The organism is Pseudarthrobacter sp. DSP2-3-2b1 (genome assembly GCF_049895945.1).
Taxonomy (GTDB): Bacteria; Actinomycetota; Actinomycetes; order Actinomycetales; family Micrococcaceae; genus Arthrobacter.
In genome coordinates, this window is record NZ_JAFCTI010000002.1 from 520,559 (window position 1) to 540,311 (window position 19,753).

General features: G+C 62.5%; 27 protein-coding genes. 6 read left to right on the plus strand and 21 right to left on the minus strand.

The features are described 5' to 3' along the window. Positions 1 to 3 precede the first annotated feature (3 nt). Positions 4 to 888 (plus strand): type II secretion system F family protein, encoded by an 885-nt coding sequence (locus tag ACP7AX_RS04965; protein ID WP_426225638.1) that lies wholly within the window; start codon positions 4 to 6, stop codon positions 886 to 888. A gap of 94 nt (positions 889 to 982) precedes the next feature. Next, positions 983 to 1,447: an Hpt domain-containing protein gene (locus ACP7AX_RS04970; RefSeq protein WP_426225616.1), complete on the plus strand. Its 465-nt coding sequence runs from the start codon at positions 983 to 985 to the stop codon at positions 1,445 to 1,447. Here ACP7AX_RS04970 and ACP7AX_RS04975 read toward each other — a convergent pair. Further along, complete coding sequence (locus tag ACP7AX_RS04975) at positions 1,444 to 2,238, minus strand: response regulator transcription factor (protein WP_426225617.1); 795 nt, start codon at positions 2,236 to 2,238, stop codon at positions 1,444 to 1,446. The genes ACP7AX_RS04970 and ACP7AX_RS04975 overlap by 4 nt on opposite strands. Before the next feature lie 264 nt (positions 2,239 to 2,502). On the opposite strand from ACP7AX_RS04975, the gene ACP7AX_RS04980 reads away from it, so the two are divergent. Further along, complete coding sequence (locus tag ACP7AX_RS04980) at positions 2,503 to 2,961, plus strand: DUF3806 domain-containing protein (protein ID WP_426225618.1); 459 nt, start codon at positions 2,503 to 2,505, stop codon at positions 2,959 to 2,961. Here the strand turns inward: ACP7AX_RS04980 and ACP7AX_RS04985 are convergent. The 8 genes from ACP7AX_RS04985 to ACP7AX_RS05020 form a co-directional block, all read right to left on the minus strand. Next, positions 2,958 to 3,851: a tRNA pseudouridine synthase A gene (locus tag ACP7AX_RS04985; protein WP_426225619.1), complete on the minus strand. Its 894-nt coding sequence runs from the start codon at positions 3,849 to 3,851 to the stop codon at positions 2,958 to 2,960. The genes ACP7AX_RS04980 and ACP7AX_RS04985 overlap by 4 nt on opposite strands. A gap of 30 nt (positions 3,852 to 3,881) precedes the next feature. Next, on the minus strand, positions 3,882 to 4,484 hold the full coding sequence (gene rplQ, locus ACP7AX_RS04990; protein WP_426225620.1) for a 50S ribosomal protein L17: 603 nt from the start codon (positions 4,482 to 4,484) through the stop codon (positions 3,882 to 3,884). A 66-nt stretch (positions 4,485 to 4,550) separates the two neighbouring features. Then, positions 4,551 to 5,561 (minus strand): DNA-directed RNA polymerase subunit alpha, encoded by a 1,011-nt coding sequence (locus tag ACP7AX_RS04995; protein WP_108600151.1) that lies wholly within the window; start codon positions 5,559 to 5,561, stop codon positions 4,551 to 4,553. Positions 5,562 to 5,694: 133 nt separating this feature from the next. Further along, on the minus strand, positions 5,695 to 6,096 hold the full coding sequence (gene rpsK / locus ACP7AX_RS05000; protein ID WP_018769149.1) for a 30S ribosomal protein S11: 402 nt from the start codon (positions 6,094 to 6,096) through the stop codon (positions 5,695 to 5,697). A 48-nt stretch (positions 6,097 to 6,144) separates the two neighbouring features. Next, complete coding sequence (rpsM, locus tag ACP7AX_RS05005) at positions 6,145 to 6,519, minus strand: 30S ribosomal protein S13 (RefSeq protein ID WP_104062624.1); 375 nt, start codon at positions 6,517 to 6,519, stop codon at positions 6,145 to 6,147. A 176-nt stretch (positions 6,520 to 6,695) separates the two neighbouring features. Next, positions 6,696 to 6,809, minus strand: coding sequence for a 50S ribosomal protein L36 (rpmJ, locus tag ACP7AX_RS05010; protein WP_009358722.1), 114 nt, complete (start codon positions 6,807 to 6,809; stop codon positions 6,696 to 6,698). 69 nt (positions 6,810 to 6,878) lie between these two features. Further along, positions 6,879 to 7,100: a translation initiation factor IF-1 gene (gene infA, locus ACP7AX_RS05015; protein WP_009358723.1), complete on the minus strand. Its 222-nt coding sequence runs from the start codon at positions 7,098 to 7,100 to the stop codon at positions 6,879 to 6,881. A 172-nt stretch (positions 7,101 to 7,272) separates the two neighbouring features. Next, the gene (locus ACP7AX_RS05020) at positions 7,273 to 8,265 is read right to left on the minus strand and encodes a P1 family peptidase (protein ID WP_426225621.1); all 993 of its coding nucleotides are present in this window, start codon (positions 8,263 to 8,265) and stop codon (positions 7,273 to 7,275) included. A 257-nt stretch (positions 8,266 to 8,522) separates the two neighbouring features. Here ACP7AX_RS05020 and ACP7AX_RS05025 point away from each other — a divergent pair, with 257 nt between their 5' ends. The 3 genes from ACP7AX_RS05025 to ACP7AX_RS05035 all read left to right on the plus strand — a co-directional run bounded on the left by ACP7AX_RS05025 (position 8,523) and on the right by ACP7AX_RS05035 (position 11,815). Beyond that, positions 8,523 to 9,473 carry a carbohydrate ABC transporter permease gene (locus tag ACP7AX_RS05025; RefSeq protein ID WP_426225622.1) on the plus strand — a complete coding sequence of 317 codons (951 nt, stop codon included), beginning with the start codon at positions 8,523 to 8,525 and terminating at the stop codon, positions 9,471 to 9,473. Continuing rightward, the gene (locus ACP7AX_RS05030; protein WP_426225623.1) at positions 9,470 to 10,396 is read left to right on the plus strand and encodes a carbohydrate ABC transporter permease; all 927 of its coding nucleotides are present in this window, start codon (positions 9,470 to 9,472) and stop codon (positions 10,394 to 10,396) included. The genes ACP7AX_RS05025 and ACP7AX_RS05030 overlap by 4 nt, the downstream gene beginning before the upstream one ends. 72 nt (positions 10,397 to 10,468) lie before the next feature. Further along, a complete protein-coding gene (locus tag ACP7AX_RS05035) occupies positions 10,469 to 11,815 on the plus strand; it encodes an ABC transporter substrate-binding protein (RefSeq protein ID WP_426225624.1) in 1,347 nt (448 codons plus the stop codon). Positions 11,816 to 11,987: 172 nt separating this feature from the next. Here the strand turns inward: ACP7AX_RS05035 and map are convergent, their stop codons facing one another. The 12 genes from map to rplN all read right to left on the minus strand — a co-directional run bounded on the left by map (position 11,988) and on the right by rplN (position 19,171). Beyond that, positions 11,988 to 12,815, minus strand: a complete 828-nt coding sequence (gene map, locus ACP7AX_RS05040) for a type I methionyl aminopeptidase (protein ID WP_426225625.1) — start codon at positions 12,813 to 12,815, stop codon at positions 11,988 to 11,990. Between the two features lie 72 nt (positions 12,816 to 12,887). Further along, positions 12,888 to 13,457, minus strand: coding sequence for an adenylate kinase (locus tag ACP7AX_RS05045; RefSeq protein ID WP_426225639.1), 570 nt, complete (start codon positions 13,455 to 13,457; stop codon positions 12,888 to 12,890). 5 nt (positions 13,458 to 13,462) lie between these two features. Further along, positions 13,463 to 14,773: a preprotein translocase subunit SecY gene (secY, locus tag ACP7AX_RS05050; RefSeq protein WP_131682886.1), complete on the minus strand. Its 1,311-nt coding sequence runs from the start codon at positions 14,771 to 14,773 to the stop codon at positions 13,463 to 13,465. A gap of 220 nt (positions 14,774 to 14,993) precedes the next feature. Next, entirely contained in the window at positions 14,994 to 15,488 is a 495-nt protein-coding gene (gene rplO / locus ACP7AX_RS05055; RefSeq protein WP_426225626.1) for a 50S ribosomal protein L15, read from the minus strand. Next, complete coding sequence (gene rpmD, locus ACP7AX_RS05060) at positions 15,489 to 15,695, minus strand: 50S ribosomal protein L30 (RefSeq protein ID WP_108599824.1); 207 nt, start codon at positions 15,693 to 15,695, stop codon at positions 15,489 to 15,491. It abuts the gene before it with no gap. A gap of 3 nt (positions 15,696 to 15,698) precedes the next feature. Then, entirely contained in the window at positions 15,699 to 16,427 is a 729-nt protein-coding gene (gene rpsE, locus ACP7AX_RS05065) for a 30S ribosomal protein S5 (RefSeq protein ID WP_131682888.1), read from the minus strand. Then, entirely contained in the window at positions 16,424 to 16,807 is a 384-nt protein-coding gene (gene rplR / locus ACP7AX_RS05070; protein ID WP_108599823.1) for a 50S ribosomal protein L18, read from the minus strand. The genes rpsE and rplR overlap by 4 nt, the downstream gene beginning before the upstream one ends. Before the next feature lie 2 nt (positions 16,808 to 16,809). Beyond that, positions 16,810 to 17,346: a 50S ribosomal protein L6 gene (gene rplF / locus ACP7AX_RS05075; protein WP_426225627.1), complete on the minus strand. Its 537-nt coding sequence runs from the start codon at positions 17,344 to 17,346 to the stop codon at positions 16,810 to 16,812. A gap of 18 nt (positions 17,347 to 17,364) precedes the next feature. Then, positions 17,365 to 17,763 (minus strand): 30S ribosomal protein S8, encoded by a 399-nt coding sequence (rpsH, locus tag ACP7AX_RS05080; protein WP_056425243.1) that lies wholly within the window; start codon positions 17,761 to 17,763, stop codon positions 17,365 to 17,367. A gap of 95 nt (positions 17,764 to 17,858) precedes the next feature. Further along, positions 17,859 to 18,440 carry a 50S ribosomal protein L5 gene (gene rplE / locus ACP7AX_RS05085; protein ID WP_056344366.1) on the minus strand — a complete coding sequence of 194 codons (582 nt, stop codon included), beginning with the start codon at positions 18,438 to 18,440 and terminating at the stop codon, positions 17,859 to 17,861. Beyond that, positions 18,440 to 18,799 (minus strand): 50S ribosomal protein L24, encoded by a 360-nt coding sequence (gene rplX / locus ACP7AX_RS05090; protein WP_108599820.1) that lies wholly within the window; start codon positions 18,797 to 18,799, stop codon positions 18,440 to 18,442. The genes rplE and rplX overlap by 1 nt, the downstream gene beginning before the upstream one ends. A 3-nt stretch (positions 18,800 to 18,802) precedes the next feature. After that, positions 18,803 to 19,171: a 50S ribosomal protein L14 gene (gene rplN / locus ACP7AX_RS05095; protein ID WP_024366126.1), complete on the minus strand. Its 369-nt coding sequence runs from the start codon at positions 19,169 to 19,171 to the stop codon at positions 18,803 to 18,805. Positions 19,172 to 19,753 lie beyond the last annotated feature (582 nt).

The window sequence follows — 19,753 nt, forward strand, 5'->3', positions numbered from 1 at the left end:
ATGCTGAGTCCCCTAGTAGTTTCCTCGCTCCTGCTGGTTTCAGTACCCATCGGCTACCTGGCGTGGTCCATTCTGTCCGTCGACCGGAGAGGACGCACTGCCACTGTTGCCATCCTGACCCGCGGACAGCACAAGACCGAAGCACAGGAAAAGAAATCTGCAGGCTTCGTGGCCGGGATCGGCTACCGGCTGACTCCCCCGGCATACGTCCGGAAACTGGACCGCCTGCTGTCGCTCGCCGGCAGGCCGCTGTCCATGCCCTTGGAAAAGGTCCTTGGAAGCAAGATCGTCCTCGGCCTGGCGGGCGGCGCGCTCGGGATCTACCTGACAGCCATCGGCAGCACGCCCATGATGAAGCTCGCCGGCATTTTCCTGCTCTTCCTCGGCTACTTCATCCCGGACCTGATGCTCTACAGCAAAGGCATGGAGCGCCAGAAGGCCATGCAGCTGGAACTGGCCAACACGCTCGACCAGATGCTGATCTCGGTTGAGGCCGGCCTGGGTTTCGAGGGGGCCATGGCCCGCGCCGGCGAAAACGGCAAGGGGCCCCTGGCGGAGGAACTGGTCCGCACCCTGCAGGACATGCAGGTGGGCCGCAGCCGCCGCGAGTCGTACCAGGCACTGGCGGAGCGGACCAACATCCCCGAGCTGCGAAGCTTCGTCCAAGCCGTGGTTCAGGCGGACACTTACGGCATCGCCATCAGCAGGGTGCTGCGCATCCAAGCAAAGGTCATGAGGGTAAAGCGCCGCCAGCGGGCCGAAGAAAAAGCGATGAAACTCCCGGTTATGATCCTCTTTCCACTGCTGTTCTTTATCTTCCCTGTCCTGTTCATCGCAATTCTTGGCCCTGCGGTTATCAACACCGTTGTCACATTCAGTGGCCAGTGATTGCCCAAACGCAAGGCGGCAAGGATGACTCAAGGTTTCCACAGGATCTACTAAAAGCAGACTCTGGACTAACTACAGGAAGTAGCCTTGAAGCATGGACAGTCCAAGACTCACCTCCAGCAGCGGGGGTGTTCCCGCCCAGCCATTGGCAGCGGGCAACGTTGCGGACCCGGTTGCAGGCCTCCCCGCACCGGCTGCCCCGGAATCACGGTGGGTGGAACCGGAGATCCTGGCAGAGCTGGAAGAAGAACTCGACGGCGCCCAGCTCGCCCAGGCATTCGCCCGCGACTACGCCGCCCTCTGGGACCAGCGCTTCAACAAACTCTCGGCCGCGGTGGACATTCAGGACCGCCCCGCGTCCCTGGATGCCGTCATCAGCCTGCGCATCGCCTCCGCCATGGTGGGGGGAATCCGGTTAGCTGTCCTGGCCCAGGCCCTGGAGGACGCCGTCCGTAGCGGCGACTTCCGCCAGGGCCAGGCCCTCCTGGAGCGCGTGGGCGAGCACGGCGTGCACACCGTTTCAGAACTCCAGAGCAGCTACATCCTGAAAGACAGTTAGGGCCAGTCCGGCAGATCCGTCCGCTTCGGTGCAAGCCGGTAGCCCACGCCCCGCACTGTCTGCAGCCAGCGCGGCGACTGCGGATCCTCCCGGAGCTTGCGGCGGAGGTTCCCGATATGCACTTCCACCGCCCGCTCGTCGGCTTCGCTGATGTAGGCATCGGGCTCATACATATCACCGCGCACAGCCCGCACCAGATCTGACCTGGTAGACACGGCACCCTCGCCGCGGAGCAAGGTATGAAGCAGATCGAATTCGCTGCGCGTGAGCCCAAGGTTCGCCTCACCGATCACTACTGTGCGGGTCCGGTAGTTCAGCTCGAGGCCGTTGTGGTGCAGGACGCCGGTCTGAACCAACGAGGCCGGCGCGGCCGGAGCCACAGCCCATGCTGCAGCGGGCTGGTGCGGCCGGCCGATGTCGTGGCGCGGCCTGCGCATCATGGCGGCGACCCTCGCCCGGAGTTCACGCGGCCTGAAGGGTTTGGCGATGTAGTCATCGGCGCCCGCGTTCAGCGCCGAGAGCAGATCCGGCTCCTCGGTCCTGCCCGTCAGCATCACCACGTAGGCATCACTGAATGACCGGATACGACGCAGGACCTCAAAACCGTCAATGTCCGGAAGGCCGATATCGAGAGTGACCACCTGTGCCTTGTTGTCCCTGACAACCTGCACGCCTTCCCGCCCATCGGCCGCGGTATGGACCTCGAATCCGGACTGCCGCAATACTCCCTCAAGGAGGTTACGGATGTCCGCGTCGTCTTCAATTACTACTGCTACCCCAAGATCTTCCATTACGTTCCCTGTGTGCCAGGTGGAAGAGGCCCCCATCAGCCCAGCGCTAATCCCCTCAACCACTCCAACTCTGTATACCGTACAAGGCAAAACGGGAGATGACACTTCTATTTGTGTTTGGGTGTGAAAAGTCAATAACTATGACACGGGTTACACATTGGGAATCGATGGCCGGATCTCGAAGCCCCTTCCCAGGAATTCACTGACGCCACGCACAAGATGTGGTTGTCTAAGGCAATGGGACTCTTCCGAAAGAATGCATCAGTGACCGCCGCGCCGCCTGAAACGGCCGGACCTACCTTTACCGAGCCGAATGAAGCCGAGGTCCGCTGGATGGAAGGGCATCTCCAGTTCATCGCCGCCCAACAGGTCGACCTCAATGACTCAAGTCAAATAGGTGAGTTCTACGAGCGGGTCCTGAACTCCTGGTTGAGCGACCCGGAGGAATCACGGACGGACCCGAGCGACTTCATCAACCTTCTCGGCACGGCTTTCGGCGAATGCTTGGTGAGGCAAACTTCCCTGCGATGGGTAGTGGCCTCCGACGAACTGGCTACCGAACTGGCCGTTCACGATGACCGGAGTGATCTTCTGGTGTATCCCGCCAATGCTGTTGCCAAACGCTGGACGGAAAGGCAATCAGGGGACTTCATTCCCGGCATGACGCAGGACATCGTCATGCGCCTCAGCCAGAATCAGTACGCGCCGCCTGACCACGCTTAGTGCTGCCGCACGGCCCTGGTCAGCTCGGCCCTTGCCAGCATCTCGCCCTCGGACGGGTAAGCCACTTCCTCCAGCACCAGCGGATGGGGTGCGGCCAGGATGGACTTGGCGTCCCGCTTTTGGGCCAGCAGCCGCTCGTGCAGCCACCCGGGCTCCTCGATGCCCTCCCCCACATACAGGGCGGAACCCACCAGGGCCCGGACCATGTTGTGGCAGAAGGCGTCGGCCTGGACGGTGGCCACAATGACCCCGTCCTCGCTGCGGGAAAACTCGAAACGCTGCAGCTCGCGGATGGTGGTGGCGCCTTCACGCGGCTTGCAGAACGAAAGGAAGTTCTGCAGGCCCAGCAGCTGGGAGGCGCCCTCGTTCAGCAACGAGACGTCCAGCGGGTTCGGGTGCCACAGCGTGAAGTAGCGTTCCAGTGGGTCCCACAGGGCGGGGCCGTCCGCGATGCGGTAACTGTAGCGCCGCCACAACGCGGAGAACCGGGCGTCGAAGCCAACAGGTGCCAGGGACACCATGTGCACCTCGATGGCACCGGTCAACTCCCCCAGCCCCCTGCTCAACGCACCCCGCAGACGGCGTAACAGCGCGACGGCGGGATCGAGTTCGTGCCCGCGCGGCAGTCCCAGCCACTCGGCCTCGCTCAGGTCCACGTGGACCACCTGGCCGCGGGCGTGCACTCCGGCGTCGGTCCGCCCTGCCACCGTCACCCGGATCGGCCGGCGCAGCAGGAGAGCCAGCGCCTCCTCCAGCACGCCCTGAACGGTCCGCAGGCCCGGCTGCACTGCCCACCCGCTGAAGGGTCCGCCGTCGTACGACAAATCAAGCCGGACACGCAAAAACCCGCCGCCCCTGGTAAAGGGGGCAGCGGGTTTTTGGTCGTTCATAGAACAAGTCTATGCGAAGGAATCAGCGAACTACTTCGCGTCCTTCTCCTTGGCAGCGGGAGCCTCAGCAGCTTCCTCGGCCGGTGCTTCCTCAGCGGCCGGAGCCTCTTCGGTAGCAGCTTCGGTCTCGGCAGGAGCCTCAGCAGCTTCGGTCTCAGCAACCTCAGCCTCGGGAGCCTCTTCTGCAACCGGAGCGGCAGCAGCAGCTTCCTTCTTGTCGGCGTCGCGCTTTGCAGCAGTTGTAGCCTCGGCTACAACGGCCTGCTTGGCGGAAACCGGCTCGAGGACCAGTTCGATGACAGCCATGGGAGCGTTGTCGCCCTTACGGTTGCCGATCTTGGTGATGCGGGTGTAGCCGCCGTCGCGGTTCTCCACGGCCGTGGCAATGTCGGTGAACAGCTCGTGGACGATGCCCTTGTTGCTGATCAGGCCGAGCACGCGACGGCGTGAAGCCAGGTCGCCGCGCTTGGCGAAGGTCACGAGGCGCTCGGCGTACGGCTTGAGCCGCTTGGCCTTGGTCACCGTGGTGGTGATCCGCTTGTGCTCGAACAGTGCTGCTGCCAGGTTCGCGAGCATAAGACGCTCGTGAGCCGGGCCGCCTCCGAGGCGCGGACCCTTAGTGGGGGTAGGCATAATTGTTTCTCCTCATTTGGAAGCCGGTGGTGGGCACACCATGGTGCCCGCCGGCCAAGATCTGTTTTAGAGTTCGTCGTCGCCGAAGTCGGCGTCGTTCTCTTCAATTGCTGCGGCGCGTGCTGCGAGGTCAAAACCGGGAGGCGAGTCCTTGAGGGACAGGCCCAGTTCAACCAGCTTTGCCTTGACCTCGTCAATGGACTTCGCACCGAAGTTACGGATGTCCATCAGGTCAGCCTCGGAGCGGGCTACGAGTTCACCCACGGTGTGGATGCCCTCACGCTTGAGGCAGTTGTAGGAACGGACTGTGAGGTCCAGATCCTCGATCGGCAGTGCCATGTCCGCTGCCAGGGCAGCGTCCGTCGGCGACGGGCCAATCTCGATACCTTCAGCTGCGGTGTTCAGCTCGCGGGCCAGACCGAACAGTTCCACCAGGGTGGTACCTGCCGAAGCAACGGCATCGCGCGGGGCGATGGCCTGCTTGGTCTCGACGTCGACAATGAGCTTGTCGAAGTCAGTGCGCTGCTCAACACGGGTTGCTTCCACGCGGAAAGTAACCTTCAGCACCGGCGAGTAGATCGAGTCGACCGGGATACGGCCGATCTCGGAATCGCCGGACTTGTTCTGAGCTGCCGAAACGTAGCCGCGGCCGCGCTCGATGGTCAGTTCGAGTTCGAACTTGCCCTTCGAGTTCAGGGTGGCAATGTGCAGATCCGGGTTGTGGAATTCGACGCCGGCCGGCGGAGCGATGTCCGCGGCGGTGACGACTCCGGGGCCCTGCTTGCGCAGGTAAGCAACAACCGGCTCATCGTGCTCGGAGGAGACCGACAGGCTCTTGATGTTCAGGATGATCTCAGTGACATCTTCCTTGACACCGGGAACCGTGGTGAACTCGTGCAGCACGCCATCGATTCGGATGCTGGTGACAGCAGCGCCGGGGATGGAGGAGAGCAGGGTACGGCGGAGGGAGTTTCCGAGTGTGTAGCCGAAGCCCGGTTCCAGCGGTTCAATGATGAAACGCGAGCGGTTTTCGGAGACGACCTCTTCGGAGAGGGTGGGGCGCTGTGCAATGAGCACTTAGGTTTCCTTTCGGCGAGCATCCGCTATATGACGCAACACAGGTGGTGGAAAAGCGGTCTGAAGACTTAACGCGGCTGGGCTTGCCCGGACCGTCGACGGTCCGGGCAAGCTCGCAGCTGCGGGTAAAGCCTTAGACGCGGCGGCGCTTCGGCGGGCGGCAGCCGTTGTGCGCTGCGGGGGTGACGTCCTGGATGGAGCCAACCTCCAGGCCAGCGGCCTGCAGCGAGCGGATTGCGGTCTCGCGGCCTGAACCCGGTCCCTTGACGAAGACGTCAACCTTGCGCATGCCGTGCTCCTGGGCACGCTTGGCAGCAGCTTCGGCAGCCATCTGGGCAGCGAACGGGGTGGATTTACGCGAGCCCTTGAAGCCGACCTCACCTGAGGAAGCCCAAGAGATAACAGCGCCGTTCGGGTCCGTGATGGACACGATGGTGTTGTTAAACGTGCTCTTGATGTGCGCCTGGCCCAGCGCGATATTCTTTTTGTCCTTCTTACGCGGCTTGCGAACCGCGCCACGAGTCTTCGGGGGCATTTTTTCTCCTACAGAAAGTTATTGGGGAGCCGGTTAATCCCGAGGGATTTAACGGGCCTTCTTCTTGCCGGCCACGGTACGCTTCGGGCCCTTGCGGGTACGTGCGTTCGTCTTCGTACGCTGTCCGCGTACTGGCAGGCCCTTGCGATGGCGGATACCTTCGTAGCTGCCGATTTCAACCTTGCGGCGGATATCTGCTGCTACTTCGCGGCGAAGGTCACCCTCAACCTTGTAGTTGCCTTCAATGTAGTCACGAAGTTCCACCAGCTGGGAGTCAGTGAGGTCCTTGACGCGGACGTCAGCACTGATGCCAGTGGCAGCCAGGGTTTCGTGTGCACGGGTCTTGCCCACGCCGTAGATGTAAGTAAGCGCAATTTCCAACCGCTTTTCGCGGGGAATGTCTACGCCAGCGAGACGAGCCATAGAGGCAGTGCTCCTTGAATAAACCGGAGGTCGTAGGCAGTACACCCGCACGTTCTGTGCGGCCCCAGCCTCCGACCGGGGGTTAGCTGTCCGGGCTCATGCGTCCCAATTCAGCTTGTGCTGCCTTTTATTTACTTGCGTGGGTTAGCAACCCAGGATTTCCCTCGGGAGGGAAATTAGCCCTGGCGCTGCTTGTGGCGCGGGTTCTCGCAGATCACCATGACCCGGCCATTACGGCGGATCACTTTGCACTTTTCGCAGATCTGCTTGACGCTCGGCTTGACCTTCATGGCATTCCTTTGCGTGTGGCAGTTGGTCAACTGGAGCGGCCTTCAGCTCATGCTGAGGCTGCCCAGAATTTACTTGTAGCGGTAGACGATACGACCCCGAGTGAGGTCATACGGGCTCAGTTCCACCACTACCCGGTCCTCAGGGAGAATCCTGATGTAGTGCTGGCGCATCTTGCCTGAGATGTGCGCAAGTACGATGTGCTTGTTGGTCAGCTCAACGCGAAACATCGCGTTAGGCAGCGCCTCAGTCACAACGCCCTCGATCTCAATGACCCCGTCCTTCTTGGCCATACCCTCCGCTAACTGTTGTTGCCGCGGCCCAGCCGGATTGCACCGGACATGACCACGAACGTTTTTGTTGGATCGGTTGTCACCTCTGGCCCCAAACAGGGCACAGCAGGGCAGACAACCAACAAGCAACATTACCCTTTATCCGCGGAAATGTTAAATCGAGAATGGTAACCTACATCCCGCCGAACGCACCATATTCGCCCGCAGGAGTGCTCACCGCCTCCGCACTCGCCACCCCGTCAAGGATGGCCAGGCGTACGACGTCGGCTGCCGCGCTCTGCAGGGTAATCAGACTCACCTGCCGCGCAGTTTCACTACTCCGGTCAAGAGTGACGGTGCCCGTCGCCAGGCAAAAGACCACGTCCCCATCCGCCAACGTATGGCTCGGATTCAGAGCCCGCGCAATACCAGCCTGAGCCGCGGACGCCGTCCGCTTGCACTCCGCCACATCAAGGACGGCGTTTGTAGCAACTACAACAAGCGTGGTGTTCAGCCCTGGTGCCGCCTCCCGGTCGGCAGGTTCCGGAGCCCGGAAGCGCGCGTCTAAGGGAGGCACGACCGAGCGCGCGGAGGGCTGCGGCTCCTGCCGACCGTCCGCGACAGGAAGGCCAAGAGCATTGACCACAGCCAGCGCCCCAACAACCACGCCGTTCTCAAGCGTGACCGAGGCCGTGCCCACGCCGCCTTTGTAGGTCCTGGCGATGAGCGCCCCGGTGCCGGCTCCCACGTTGCCGCGTTCGACGTCGGCCCCTTCCTCTTGCGCAGCGGCGGCGGCGGTTGCCGCGTAGCCCATGTCCGCCGTCGGGCGCGCTGAGAAGTCGCCGCCGCGGCCCAGGTCGAAGATGGCGGCAGCCGGAACGATGGGCACCACTCCCCCGGGCACAGCGAAGCCCCGGCCGTTTTCCTCGCACCACTGCTGGGCTCCACCGGCGGAGGCCAGTCCGTAGGCGCTGCCGCCGGTGAGGACAACGGCGTCCACCGTGGCCACGAGGGTGCTGGGGTCCAGGGCATCGGTCTCGTGGGTGGCGGGCCCTCCCCCGGCTACGTCCACCGAGCCCACCGTGCCAGGCGGCGGCAGCACCACCGTCACGCCGGTCAGCCAGCCGTCCCCGGTTCTGCCGGCGTGGCCTACGCGTATCCCCTGCACGTCCGTGATTGCTCCCATGGCTCCCATTGTGCCCTGCGGATAACTGAGGGCCGGCTCCCACTCGTTCGGCGACCCGCGGGAGCAACTCCGGCCCGCCAAACAAACACCGTGTAATACTGCAGGCAACACGGCGTTAACGGGCAAGGAAGCCTCGGCGAACAATCCTCTGACGAGGGCTTGTACGGGATTCTGCCCACCAACCTTGTGGTGAAGTGAAGCCAGATCCCCACGCCCATCTGCCTGCACTATCCAGGCCCGGATCCGTTAGAGACCGAATGACAAGACAACTGGCCAACAGGCCACCCGCCATCACGGACGCCGGCGCCACCCCGCCGCCGCGGCCCAGATGGTCCAACAGATCGCGCCGGGACTTTGTGGTTTTCCTGGCGCTTGCCCTGCCCAACCTGCTGCTGATCGCGGTGTTCACGTACCTTCCGCTGATCAACAACATCTACTACTCCACGCTGAACTGGACGCTGGGCTCCGCCTCGGCCACCGTCGTCGGGCTGGAAAACTACGTCACGTTCTTCACCAGCACGGATGCCCCGCGGGTCCTTGGCACCACGGCGATCTTCACCCTCTTCACCGTGGGCGGGTCCATGGTGCTGGGCCTGCTCGTGGCGCTGGCGCTGAACAGCCGGGGCCGGGGAACTACCTTCGCCCGCGCCGCCGTGTTCGCCCCGTATGTCCTCTCCGGAGTCGGCGTCGGCCTGGTCTGGCTGTTCATCTTCGACCCCGGCTACGGCGTGCTGTCCTGGATCCTGCGCGGGCTGGGGCAGACAAGCCCGCAGTGGATCAATGATCCGGAGCTCTCGCTGGTGATGGTCATTGTGGTGTACGTCTGGAAGAACCTCGGCTACTGCGCCGTGGTGTTCCTGGCCGGGCTGCAGTCGCTGCCGCAGGATGTGCTGGAAGCGGCATCGCTGGACGGTGCCGGAAACTACCGGCGGTTCCTCAGCATCTCCCTGCCGCTGCTCTCGCCCACCACGTTCTTCCTGCTGATCACCACCATGCTCAGCTCACTCCAGGCGTTCGACCTGATCCGCATCATGACCCCGCTGGGCAACGGCACCAGCACGCTGATCTACGAGGCCTACCTGCAGGCCTTCGGCGCGTACAACCGTGCCGGTTACTCGGCCGCGATCTCGGTGATCCTCTTCGCGATCCTGCTGGTCATCACGGTGCTGCAGCTCCGCTTTGTGGAACGGAAGGTGCACTACTCATGAGCGCTCCCTTGCTTCCGCCCGCGCCCCTCACCGGCCCGCCGCCGTCGCCCGTTGACGCGTCCGACGGCGGGCGCCCGCCTCGGGCGTTCAGCCGCGCCAACCTGACGGCCACCCTTGTGGGCGGCTACCTGCCGCTGGCCGTCGCGGTCCTGGTGGTCTTCCTGCCGCTGCTGTGGATGGTGCTGAGCTCCTTCAAGCAGCCCGGCGAGATCGTCACCCTGGACCTCAACGTGCTGCCGGAGACCCTCAACCCGGAGAACTACAAGGTGGCCATGACCACCGTGCCGTTCGGCCAGTTCTTCCTGAACAGCACCATCGTCACCATCGTTGGCGGCGGCATCAAGGTCCTGCTGGCCATCCTCACCGCGTACGCCCTGGTGTTTGTCCGGTTCCCGTTCAAGAACCTGATCTTCATCCTGATCCTGGTGGCCCTGATGGTGCCCGCGCAGCTTTCCATCCTGCCCAACTACATCCTCATCGCGGGGATGGGCGGCAAAAACACCCTCTGGGGAATCATCCTCCCTGGCCTGGGCACAGCGTTTGGCACGTTCCTGCTGCGGCAACACTTCCTGACCCTGCCGGCCTCCATCCTGGAATCCGCCGAGATTGACGGCGCAGGGCATTGGCGCCGCCTGTGGCAAATTGTGGTGCCCGTATCCCTGCCCTCCATCGCCACGGTGGCGCTGGTGACCGTGGTCAGCGAGTGGAACGAATACATCTGGCCGCTGATCATCACGGACAAACCGGAAAGCATGACCCTTCCTGTCGGCCTGACCCTGCTGCAGAACTCCGAGGGTAACGGCGCGGGCTGGGGCATCATGATGGCCGGTGCCGTCCTGGTGATCCTGCCCATCCTCGTGGTGTTCGCCATGCTGCAGCGCTACATCGTGGCCGGCCTGACCCAGGGCAGCGTCACGGGCTAGGCATCGCCGGCCCTCCACTGATTTTTTTCACCGCATCCAGCACCACCGAGGTACCAACCGAAAGGCACCACCATGGCAATGAATCTTGACCGCAGGCTCTTCCTCTCGCTCGCCGGGGCCGGCGCAGGTGCGGCAGCACTCAGCGCCTGCGGCGGGCCATCCACGGGCGGCGGCACCGCCACCACAGCCGCCGCCGCCATCGACTTTGAGGGCGTCACACCGGCCGCTTCCATCGATTTCTGGTCCAACCACCCGGGCAAGTCCCAGGAAGTGGAAAAGGCCACCATCGAGAAGTTCCACGCCAAATACCCTGACATCAAGGTCAACCTCGTCACCGCCGGTGCCAACTACGAGGAAATCGCCCAGAAGTTCCAGACCGCGCAGGCCGCCAAGTCCGGCCTCCCGGCCCTGGTTGTCCTCTCAGACGTGTGGTGGTTCCGCTACTACCTGAACGAGAACATCATTCCGCTGGATTCGCTGATCAAGAAGCTGGACGTCAAGCTGGATGATTTCCGGACCTCGCTGGTGGATGACTACAAGTACGACAACAAGCAGTGGGCCCTCCCCTACGGCCGGTCCACCCCGCTGTTCTACTACAACAAGGACCACTTCGCCGCCGCCGGCCTGCCGGACCGTGCACCCGCCACGTGGCAGGAATTCGCCGAGTGGGCACCCAAGCTGAAGGCAAGCTCCGGAGCACAGTACGCGTTTATGTATCCCGCCCTGGCCGGCTACGCAGGCTGGACCCTGCAGAACAACCTCTGGGGCGAAGGCGGCGGCTGGTCCAAGGACTGGGAAATCACCTGCGACTCCCCCGAATCCGTCAAGGCACTCCAGGCGGCGCAGGACTCGGTGTACAAGGATGCGTGGGCCGGCGTTTCCTCCAAGGAGTCCGCTGACGACTTCGCTGCAGGACTCGCCTCGGCAACCCTGTCCTCCACCGGGTCCCTGATCGGCATCCTGAAGTCCGCCTCGTTCAACGTAGGCGTCGGATTCCTCCCGGGCGGCTCCAAGGAAACCACCGGAGTCTGCCCCACCGGCGGCGCCGGCCTTGGCATCCCCAGCGGAGTCAGCAAGGAACAGCAGCTGGCCGCCGCGATGTACCTGCAGTTCGCCACGGAGCCGGAAAACACCGCCGCGTTCTCGGCCGCCACCGGCTACATGCCCACCCGCAAGTCCGCGGACATGACCGCCGTGCTGGCCAAGACCCCGCAGATCAAGACCGCCATGGACCAGCTCGCCGTCACCAAGGTCCAGGACAACGCCCGCGCGTTCCTGCCCGGCGCCGATCAGGAGATGGCCAAGGCCGCCGCCAAGATCCTCACCCAGCAGGGCGACGTCAAATCCACCATGACCGAGCTGAAGACCACCCTTGAGGGCCTGTACACGAAGGACGTCAAGCCCAAGCTCAAGGCCTGATCTTCCCGCCGCTTCGACTCGACGCGCAAAGTCAGCCGGGACACGAAAAATCCCTGGCGTCACCCGGATTCGGGTGACGCCAGGGATTTTCTGTGTGGCTGGGGTGTTTGCGCATCGACAGCGCGCCGGTGGGACCTGCGCAGGGCGCCGGTGTGGCCTAAGGAACCAGGACCTACGGAATCGGCACAGGCACGACGCCGAGCGGCACCAGGTGCTCCGCACCGCCGTCGGGGGCTGACAGTACCCAGATCCCCTTTTCATGGACGGCCACTGAGTGCTCCCACTGGCAGGAACGCTTGCCGTCGGTGGTCACCACGGTCCAGTCGTCGTCGAGCACTGCCGTTTCGATGCTGCCGCGGACCAGCATGGGCTCAATGGCGAGGCAAAGTCCGGGCTTGATCCTGGGGCCGCGGTGGCTGGTGCGGTAGTTCAAGACATCCGGGGCCATGTGCATTTCGGAGCCGATACCGTGGCCCACGTAATCCTCCAGGATGCCCAACGGCTTGCCCGGCACCGAGGACACGTAGTCGTCGATGGCCGCGCCGATATCGCCCACATGGGTTCCGGTGGCCAGCGCCGCGATGCCGTGCCACATGGCCGCCTGGGTGACGTCGGAGAGCCGCTGGTCCTCGGGGTCAACCGTGCCCACAATGACAGTCCGCGCCGAGTCCGAATGCCAGCCGTCCACAATGGCGCCGCCGTCGATCGAGATGATGTCGCCGTCGTTCAGGACCTTGCCGCCCGGGATGCCGTGCACAACTTCCTCGTTCACTGACGTGCAGATCGTGGCGGGGAAGCCGTGGTAGCCCAGGAAGTTGGATTTGGCGCCTGCCTCGTTCAGCACGGCGGCGAAGGCCTCGTCCAGCTGCTTGGTGGTCACTCCGGGCGCCGCCGCTGCCTGGGCGGCGTCCAGCGCGCGGCTCAGGACCAGGCCTGCCTCGTGCATGGTGCGCATCTGGGCGTTGGTCTTGTATTCGATACGGGGCTGGCCGAATGCCATGGTGCGTCCTTCTTTCAAATGGCTGAGGCTCCTCCCAAATGCCGGGAGGAGCCTCGAAGATCTTTGCCTGGGTCAGGCGGCCTGGGCCGACTTGATGGCGTTCATGACGCGGTCGGTGACCTCGTCGATGGCGCCGATCCCATCCACCTGGGTGAGGATGCCGCGCTCGGCGTACTTGGCCACAACGGCTTCGGTCTGCTCGTGGTAGAGGTCCAGCCGGTGCCTGATGACGGCTTCATTGTCGTCGCTCCGGCCGGTTTCCTTCGCACGGCCCAGAAGGCGGTGGACCAGTTCCTCGTCGTCGGCTGTCAGCTGCAGGACGACGTCGAGCTTCTCTTCGCTGTTGGCGAGAATCCCGTCGAGGTAGTCAACCTGCGCAGTGGTGCGCGGGTAGCCGTCCAGGAGGAAGCCGGTTTCGACGTCGGACTCGCTGAGGCGGTCGCGGACCATCTTGTTGGTCACGCTGTCCGGAACGAAGTCGCCGGCGTCCATGTATTTCTTCGCTTCGATGCCAAGGGGCGTCTCGCCCTTGACGTTGGCGCGGAAGATGTCACCGGTGGAGATGGCCACGACGCCGAGGCGTTCGGAAATGCGTTCCGCCTGCGTTCCTTTTCCCGAGCCGGGAGGTCCAATAATCAACATTTTCGTCATCGCAAAAGCCCTTCGTAGTGACGTTGCTGTAGTTGCGCGTCTATTTGCTTGACGGTTTCAAGGCCAACGCCCACCATGATCAGGATCGAGGTGCCACCGAACGGGAAGTTCTGGTTCGCGTTGATAAGTACCAGTGCCACCAGCGGAATCAGCGCCACGAAGCCCAGGTACAGGGCGCCGGGGAGCGTGATCCGGGAGAGCACGTACTGCAGGTAATCCGCCGTCGGTTTGCCGGCACGGATACCCGGGATGAAACCGCCGTACTTCTTCATGTTGTCCGAGACCTCTTCAGGGTTGAAGGTGATCGCGACGTAGAAGTAGGTGAAGAACACGATCATGGCGAAGTACAGCGCCATGTATATCGGGTGGTCTCCTCGGGTCAGGTTGTTGTTGATCCACTCAACCCAGGGCTGCAGCGGCTCGCCGGCCCTGGGCTGGTTGAACTGTGAGATCAGCCCCGGCAGGTAAAGCATGGAGGATGCGAAGATCACGGGGATCACGCCTGCCATGTTCACCTTGATGGGGATGTAGGTGCTGGTGCCGCCCACGGTGCGGCGTCCGATCATGCGCTTGGCATACTGCACCGGGACACGGCGCTGGGACTGCTCCACGAACACCACGAGGCCCACGGTCACCAGGCCGATGGCCAGGACCATGAAGAAGGTACCCGGACCCTGCGAGCTCCAGATGGCGCCCAGGGAGGTGGGGAAGGTCGCCGCGATGGAGGTGAAGATGAGCAGCGACATGCCGTTGCCCACACCCTTCTCGGTGACGAGTTCGCCCATCCACATGATGAGCCCAGTGCCTGCAGTGAGAGTGATGATCAGCAGGATGGTGGTGATCACGCTGCTGTCAGGGATGATCGGCAGCGCACAGCCCGGCAGCAGCTGTCCTGAACGGGCCAGCGACACCAGCGTCGTTGCGTTCAGCAGCCCCAGTGCGATGGTGAGGTACCGAGTGTACTGGGTGAGCTTGGACTGCCCGGAGGCGCCCTCCTCGTACAGCTGCTGGAACCGGGGAATGACCACCCGGAGCAGCTGCACAATGATGCTGGCCGTGATGTACGGCATGATGCCCAGGGCGAAGATGGACACCTGAAGCAACGCACCGCCGCTGAACAGGTTGACGAGCTGGTAGAGCCCGCCTGCCGTCTGACCGCTGGACAAGCATTGCTGGACATTCTGGTAATTCACCCCAGGCGAGGGGATGAAGGCACCCAAGCGGAAGATGGTGATGATTCCCAGCGTGAACAACAACTTGCGTCGTAGATCAGGCGTGCGAAAGGCCCGGCCAAATGCGCTAAGCACGCGTCCTCCTGAGTTGTAAATAAGCGTGGTGTGATGGGGATCAATAATCCCAACAACCGAGTCTAACGGGTGGATGTGTCCTGCGAATAATCCGCAGGCCGTCCCGCGCGCGCGTCGGCCGGGAATTCATAGTGCGGGGATGTGAAAAAACTCCCGGGACACAGGGCCTTTGGGGCCCCGCATCCCGGGAGTTCCACAACGGGCTTCAGCCCACCGTCTCCTAGAGAGCGGTGGTGCTTCCGCCTGCTGCTGCAATCTTTTCTGCGGCGCTGGCCGAGAATGCGTGGGCGGTGACGTCAACCTTGACGGTGATGTCGCCGGTGCCAAGCACCTTGACGGGCTGGTTCTTGCGAACGGCACCCTTTTCGACCAGGTTCTCCACGGTGACTGCGCCACCTTCCGGGAACAGCTCGTTGAGCTTGTCCAGGTTTACAACCTGGAACTCAACCCGGAACGGGTTCTTGAAGCCGCGCAGCTTCGGCAGGCGCATGTGCAGCGGCAGCTGGCCGCCGGCAAAGCCAGCCTTGATCTGGTAGCGGGCCTTCGTACCCTTGGTACCGCGGCCGGCGGTCTTACCCTTGGAACCTTCACCACGACCAACGCGGGTCTTGGCGGTCTTGGCACCCGGGGCGGGACGCAGGTGGTGAACCTTCAGGGCGTTCTGCTTTTCAGCGTTGGCGCCCTGTGCCTTCTCAGCAGTGTTCTTCTCTGCCATTTACTTCGCCTCCTCTACCTTTACCAGGTGCGGAACCGTGTTGAGCATTCCAACAGTCACGGCGTCGGCGGTGCGGACAACGGTGTGTCCGATCCGCTTCAGGCCGAGTGACCGGAGGGTGTCGCGCTGGTTCTGCTTGCCGCCAATGGCGGACTTGATCTGTGTGATCTCCAACTGCAGGTCGGAGGGAAACAGGTTCTTAGCCATGACTTAGACACCTGCCTTCTGGTTCAGGAGAGCCTTCACCATTGCCGGCGGAGCAACCTCGTCGAGGGGCAGGCCGCGGCGTGCTGCCACTGCTGCCGGCTCTTCGAGGCGCTTCAGGGCATCAACGGTCGCGTGAACGATGTTGATGGCGTTTGAGGAACCGAGCGACTTGGAGAGGATGTCGTGGATGCCCACGCACTCCAGTACTGCACGGACCGGACCACCGGCGATAACACCGGTACCGGCGGAAGCCGGACGCAGCATTACGACGCCGGCAGCAGCCTCACCCTGAACGCGGTGCGGAATGGTGTTGCCGATGCGGGGAACGCGGAAGAAGGACTTCTTAGCTTCTTCAACGCCCTTCGCGATTGCGGCGGGAACTTCCTTAGCCTTGCCATAGCCAACGCCGACCATACCGTTGCCGTCACCAACGACGACCAGGGCGGTGAAGCTGAAGCGACGACCACCCTTGACCACCTTGGAAACGCGGTTGATGGTGACAACGCGCTCAATGAACTGGCTCTTCTCAGCTTCACGGCCGCCGTCGCGGCCGCCACGGCCACCACGGTCGCCGCGGCCCTGGCCACGGTCTCCACGCTCGCCACGACGAGCGCCACCACGGCGGTCGTCTGCGGCAGCGGGAGCAGTGGTCTCAGTGGCCGGAGCAGCTACGGCTTCAGTCGCCTTCTGATCTGCAGACACAGTGTCCTTTTCCTTGTTTGCTTCCGTCACAGTGACAGCCCACCTTCACGTGCACCGTCAGCGACGGCGGCGATCCGGCCGTGGTACTTGTTACCACCGCGGTCGAAGACAACAGCTTCGATACCGGCAGCCTTCGCACGCTCGGCAACGAGCTCGCCAACGCGCTTGGCTTTGGCTTTCTTGTCGCCTTCGAATGCACGAAGATCGGCTTCCAGTGTGGACGCGCTCGCTACGGTCAGGCCCTTGGTGTCATCGACAACCTGGACGAATACGTGGCGTGCGGAACGGTTGACGACCAGACGAGGACGTACAGCCGTACCGGAGATGCGCTTGCGGATACGAAGCTGGCGGCGGCTGCGCGAAGCAGACTTGCTCTTGTTCGTACGCTTCTTGTTAATTGAGATGGCCATGGTTACTTACCAGCCTTTCCGACCTTGCGGCGGATGACTTCGCCTGCGTAGCGGATGCCCTTGCCCTTGTACGGGTCAGGCTTCCGCAGCTTGCGAATGTTGGCAGCAACCTCGCCGACCTGCTGCTTGTTGATACCTGAAACAGAGAGCTTGGTCGGGGTCTCAACTGCAAAGGTGATGCCGTCCGGTGCTGAAACGTTTACCGGGTGGCTGTAGCCGAGAGCGAACTCAAGGTCAGATCCCTTGGCCTGAACGCGGTAACCAGTACCAACGATTTCAAGCTTCTTCTCGTAGCCCGTGGTTACGCCCTCGATCATGTTGGAGATCAGGGTGCGGGTCAGGCCGTGGAGTGAACGGGAGGCGCGCTCGTCGTTCGGGCGGGCGACAGTCAGGGTGTCTGCATCCAGGGAAACCTCGATCGGGCTGGCCACAGTGTGGTTCAGCTCGCCTTTGGTGCCCTTGACGCTGACGACAGAGCCGTCAACCTTGACCTCAACGCCGGCGGGAACGGTGATGGGGAGACGTCCAATACGTGACATTATTCTCTTCCTTTCCCGTTACCAGACGTAGGCGAGGACTTCGCCGCCCACGCCCTTCTTGCCGGCTTGCTTATCAGTCAAGAGGCCGGAAGAGGTGGACAGGATTGCGACACCCAGGCCACCGAGCACGTGCGGGAGGTTGGTGGACTTTGCGTAAACGCGCAGTCCCGGCTTGGAAATACGGCGAACGCCAGCGATTGAACGCTCGCGGTTCGGTCCGAACTTGAGCTCGAGGGTCAGCTTCTTGCCAACCTCCGCGTCTTCTTCTTTCCAGGAGGCGATGTAACCTTCAGCCTTCAGGATGTCGGCAACGCGTGCCTTGAGCTTGCTGTACGGCATGGACACGGAATCGTGGTATGCCGAGTTTGCATTGCGCAGACGCGTAAGCATGTCTGCGACAGGATCTGTCATTGTCATGGTGGGCTCTTGCCCTTCCTCATAACGGTTTCCTCGGTGCACCTGGCGCAGTTGCCTGCGCGCGGCAGCCCCGAAGGACCTGTTACGTAGTTAGATTAGTCTTCGGCCTTGAACGGGAAACCAAGCGCCTTAAGCAGCGCGCGGCCTTCGTCATCGGTCTTGGCAGTGGTTACGACGGTGATGTCCATGCCACGAACGCGGTCAATGGAGTCCTGGTCGATTTCGTGGAACATAACCTGCTCGGTCAGACCGAAGGTGTAGTTGCCGTTGCCATCGAACTGCTTGCCACTGAGGCCGCGGAAGTCGCGGATACGGGGCAGAGCCAGCGTGACCAGACGGTCCAGGAATTCCCACATGCGGTCTCCACGCAGGGTAGCGTGTGCGCCGATGGGCATGCCTTCGCGCAGCTTGAACTGTGCGATCGACTTGCGGGCCTTGGTTACCTGCGGCTTCTGGCCGGTGATCAGGGTCAGATCGCGGACAGCGCCGTCGATCAGCTTGGAGTCCTTGGCGGCATCTCCAACACCCATGTTCACAACGACCTTCACCAGGCGGGGAACCTGGTTGACGTTGCTGTACTTGAATTCCTCAACGAGCGTGCTCTTGATGGAATCGGCGTACTTGGTCTTCAGACGAGGAACGATCTTCGCTGCCGGAGTCTCGAGAGTCTCAGTCATTAGATGTCCTTCCCGGAGCTCTTAGCCACGCGGACACGCACGTCCCGCTTCACGCCATTGCGCTCAACGGTCTCGGTGCGGAAACCGACGCGGGTGGGCTTCTTGGTGGACGGGTCAACCAGAGCCACGTTGGAGATGTGGATCGTGGCTTCAACAACCTCGATGCCACCGGTCTTGGTGCCGCGCTGCGACTGACCGACCTTGGTGTGCTTGGTTACGCGGTTAATGCCTTCAACCAACACGCGGTTGGTCTCGGGGAATACGCGCAGAACCTTGCCCTGCTTGCCTTTGTCGCCGCCGCGCTCAGCCTTGGCGCCAGTGATGACCTGAACCAGGTCACCCTTTTTGATCTTAGCCATGGACTAAAGCACCTCCGGAGCCAGAGAAACGATCTTCATGAACTTCTTGTCACGGAGTTCACGACCAACCGGTCCGAAGATGCGGGTACCGCGGGGGTCACCGTCAGCCTTCAGGATCACAGCTGCGTTCTCGTCAAACTTGATATAGGAACCATCCGCACGGCGGCGTTCCTTCTTGGTACGGACGATGACTGCCTTAACAACATCGCCCTTCTTTACGTTGCCGCCCGGAATTGCATCCTTGACGGTAGCGACGATGACGTCGCCAATGCCTGCGTAGCGACGGCCAGATCCACCGAGAACGCGAATGGTAAGGATTTCCTTAGCACCCGTGTTGTCGGCGACCTTGAGTCGCGACTCCTGCTGAATCACTGTCTACTCCTTGCGTCGCGCGGGTTCTCAGACCGAAAATCTTCCTACGGAATGAGCCTTGCGGAACGGTTGATCGGGGTGTCTCTTGACCTGCCTGGATTTTGCCAGACCAGGCCTAAACTCCCGTGCCAAAAACATTTGCTTCCCAGACGGATCCGGACAGGTCCGAAGCCTTAGGGGGCACTATGCCGTGGCACGATTGTTTACGAGGTAAATGACGGCGCACGAACGGCGCCATACAAACTCAATATCCTAGCACAGCCGGGCCCACCCCATATCACAGAGCAGCGGCCCCTGCCCAACCTGCTGGCGCCACTCCCCCAAGACGCTCCGGCAGTTCCTGCGCCACTCCCCCACCCCCGTCCCCCGGGCGCCGCGCCCCGCAAACCCGGCCCGCCGCCGTCGGACGCTCTCTCACTAGATGCGCCTTTTCCACGCACGCTCTCTCACTAGATGCGCCTTTTCCACCAGCGCTCTCTCACTCGCCTCAAGAAAGTGAGAGAGCCCCTCTCCGTCAGGCTGGTTGTGAGTCATTCATTACCTGTTGATTTAAGGAGCCGGCGATGCCTGTTGATAACAAGG

Coding starts and splice junctions, on each gene's coding strand:
- ACP7AX_RS04970 (WP_426225616.1), top strand. CDS start 983: ATGGACAGTCCAAGACTCACCTCCAGCAGCGGGGGTGTTCCCGCCCAG.
- ACP7AX_RS04975 (WP_426225617.1), bottom strand. CDS start 2,238: ATGGAAGATCTTGGGGTAGCAGTAGTAATTGAAGACGACGCGGACATC.
- ACP7AX_RS04985 (WP_426225619.1), bottom strand. CDS start 3,851: ATGAACGACCAAAAACCCGCTGCCCCCTTTACCAGGGGCGGCGGGTTT.
- rplQ (WP_426225620.1), bottom strand. CDS start 4,484: ATGCCTACCCCCACTAAGGGTCCGCGCCTCGGAGGCGGCCCGGCTCAC.
- rpsK (WP_018769149.1), bottom strand. CDS start 6,096: ATGCCCCCGAAGACTCGTGGCGCGGTTCGCAAGCCGCGTAAGAAGGAC.
- rpsM (WP_104062624.1), bottom strand. CDS start 6,519: ATGGCTCGTCTCGCTGGCGTAGACATTCCCCGCGAAAAGCGGTTGGAA.
- rpmJ (WP_009358722.1), bottom strand. CDS start 6,809: ATGAAGGTCAAGCCGAGCGTCAAGCAGATCTGCGAAAAGTGCAAAGTG.
- infA (WP_009358723.1), bottom strand. CDS start 7,100: ATGGCCAAGAAGGACGGGGTCATTGAGATCGAGGGCGTTGTGACTGAG.
- ACP7AX_RS05020 (WP_426225621.1), bottom strand. CDS start 8,265: ATGGGAGCAATCACGGACGTGCAGGGGATACGCGTAGGCCACGCCGGC.
- ACP7AX_RS05025 (WP_426225622.1), top strand. CDS start 8,523: ATGACAAGACAACTGGCCAACAGGCCACCCGCCATCACGGACGCCGGC.
- ACP7AX_RS05030 (WP_426225623.1), top strand. CDS start 9,470: ATGAGCGCTCCCTTGCTTCCGCCCGCGCCCCTCACCGGCCCGCCGCCG.
- ACP7AX_RS05035 (WP_426225624.1), top strand. CDS start 10,469: ATGGCAATGAATCTTGACCGCAGGCTCTTCCTCTCGCTCGCCGGGGCC.
- map (WP_426225625.1), bottom strand. CDS start 12,815: ATGGCATTCGGCCAGCCCCGTATCGAATACAAGACCAACGCCCAGATG.
- ACP7AX_RS05045 (WP_426225639.1), bottom strand. CDS start 13,457: ATGTTGATTATTGGACCTCCCGGCTCGGGAAAAGGAACGCAGGCGGAA.
- rplO (WP_426225626.1), bottom strand. CDS start 15,488: ATGGCAGAGAAGAACACTGCTGAGAAGGCACAGGGCGCCAACGCTGAA.
- rpmD (WP_108599824.1), bottom strand. CDS start 15,695: ATGGCTAAGAACCTGTTTCCCTCCGACCTGCAGTTGGAGATCACACAG.
- rplR (WP_108599823.1), bottom strand. CDS start 16,807: ATGGCCATCTCAATTAACAAGAAGCGTACGAACAAGAGCAAGTCTGCT.
- rplF (WP_426225627.1), bottom strand. CDS start 17,346: ATGTCACGTATTGGACGTCTCCCCATCACCGTTCCCGCCGGCGTTGAG.
- rpsH (WP_056425243.1), bottom strand. CDS start 17,763: ATGACAATGACAGATCCTGTCGCAGACATGCTTACGCGTCTGCGCAAT.
- rplE (WP_056344366.1), bottom strand. CDS start 18,440: ATGACTGAGACTCTCGAGACTCCGGCAGCGAAGATCGTTCCTCGTCTG.
- rplX (WP_108599820.1), bottom strand. CDS start 18,799: ATGGCTAAGATCAAAAAGGGTGACCTGGTTCAGGTCATCACTGGCGCC.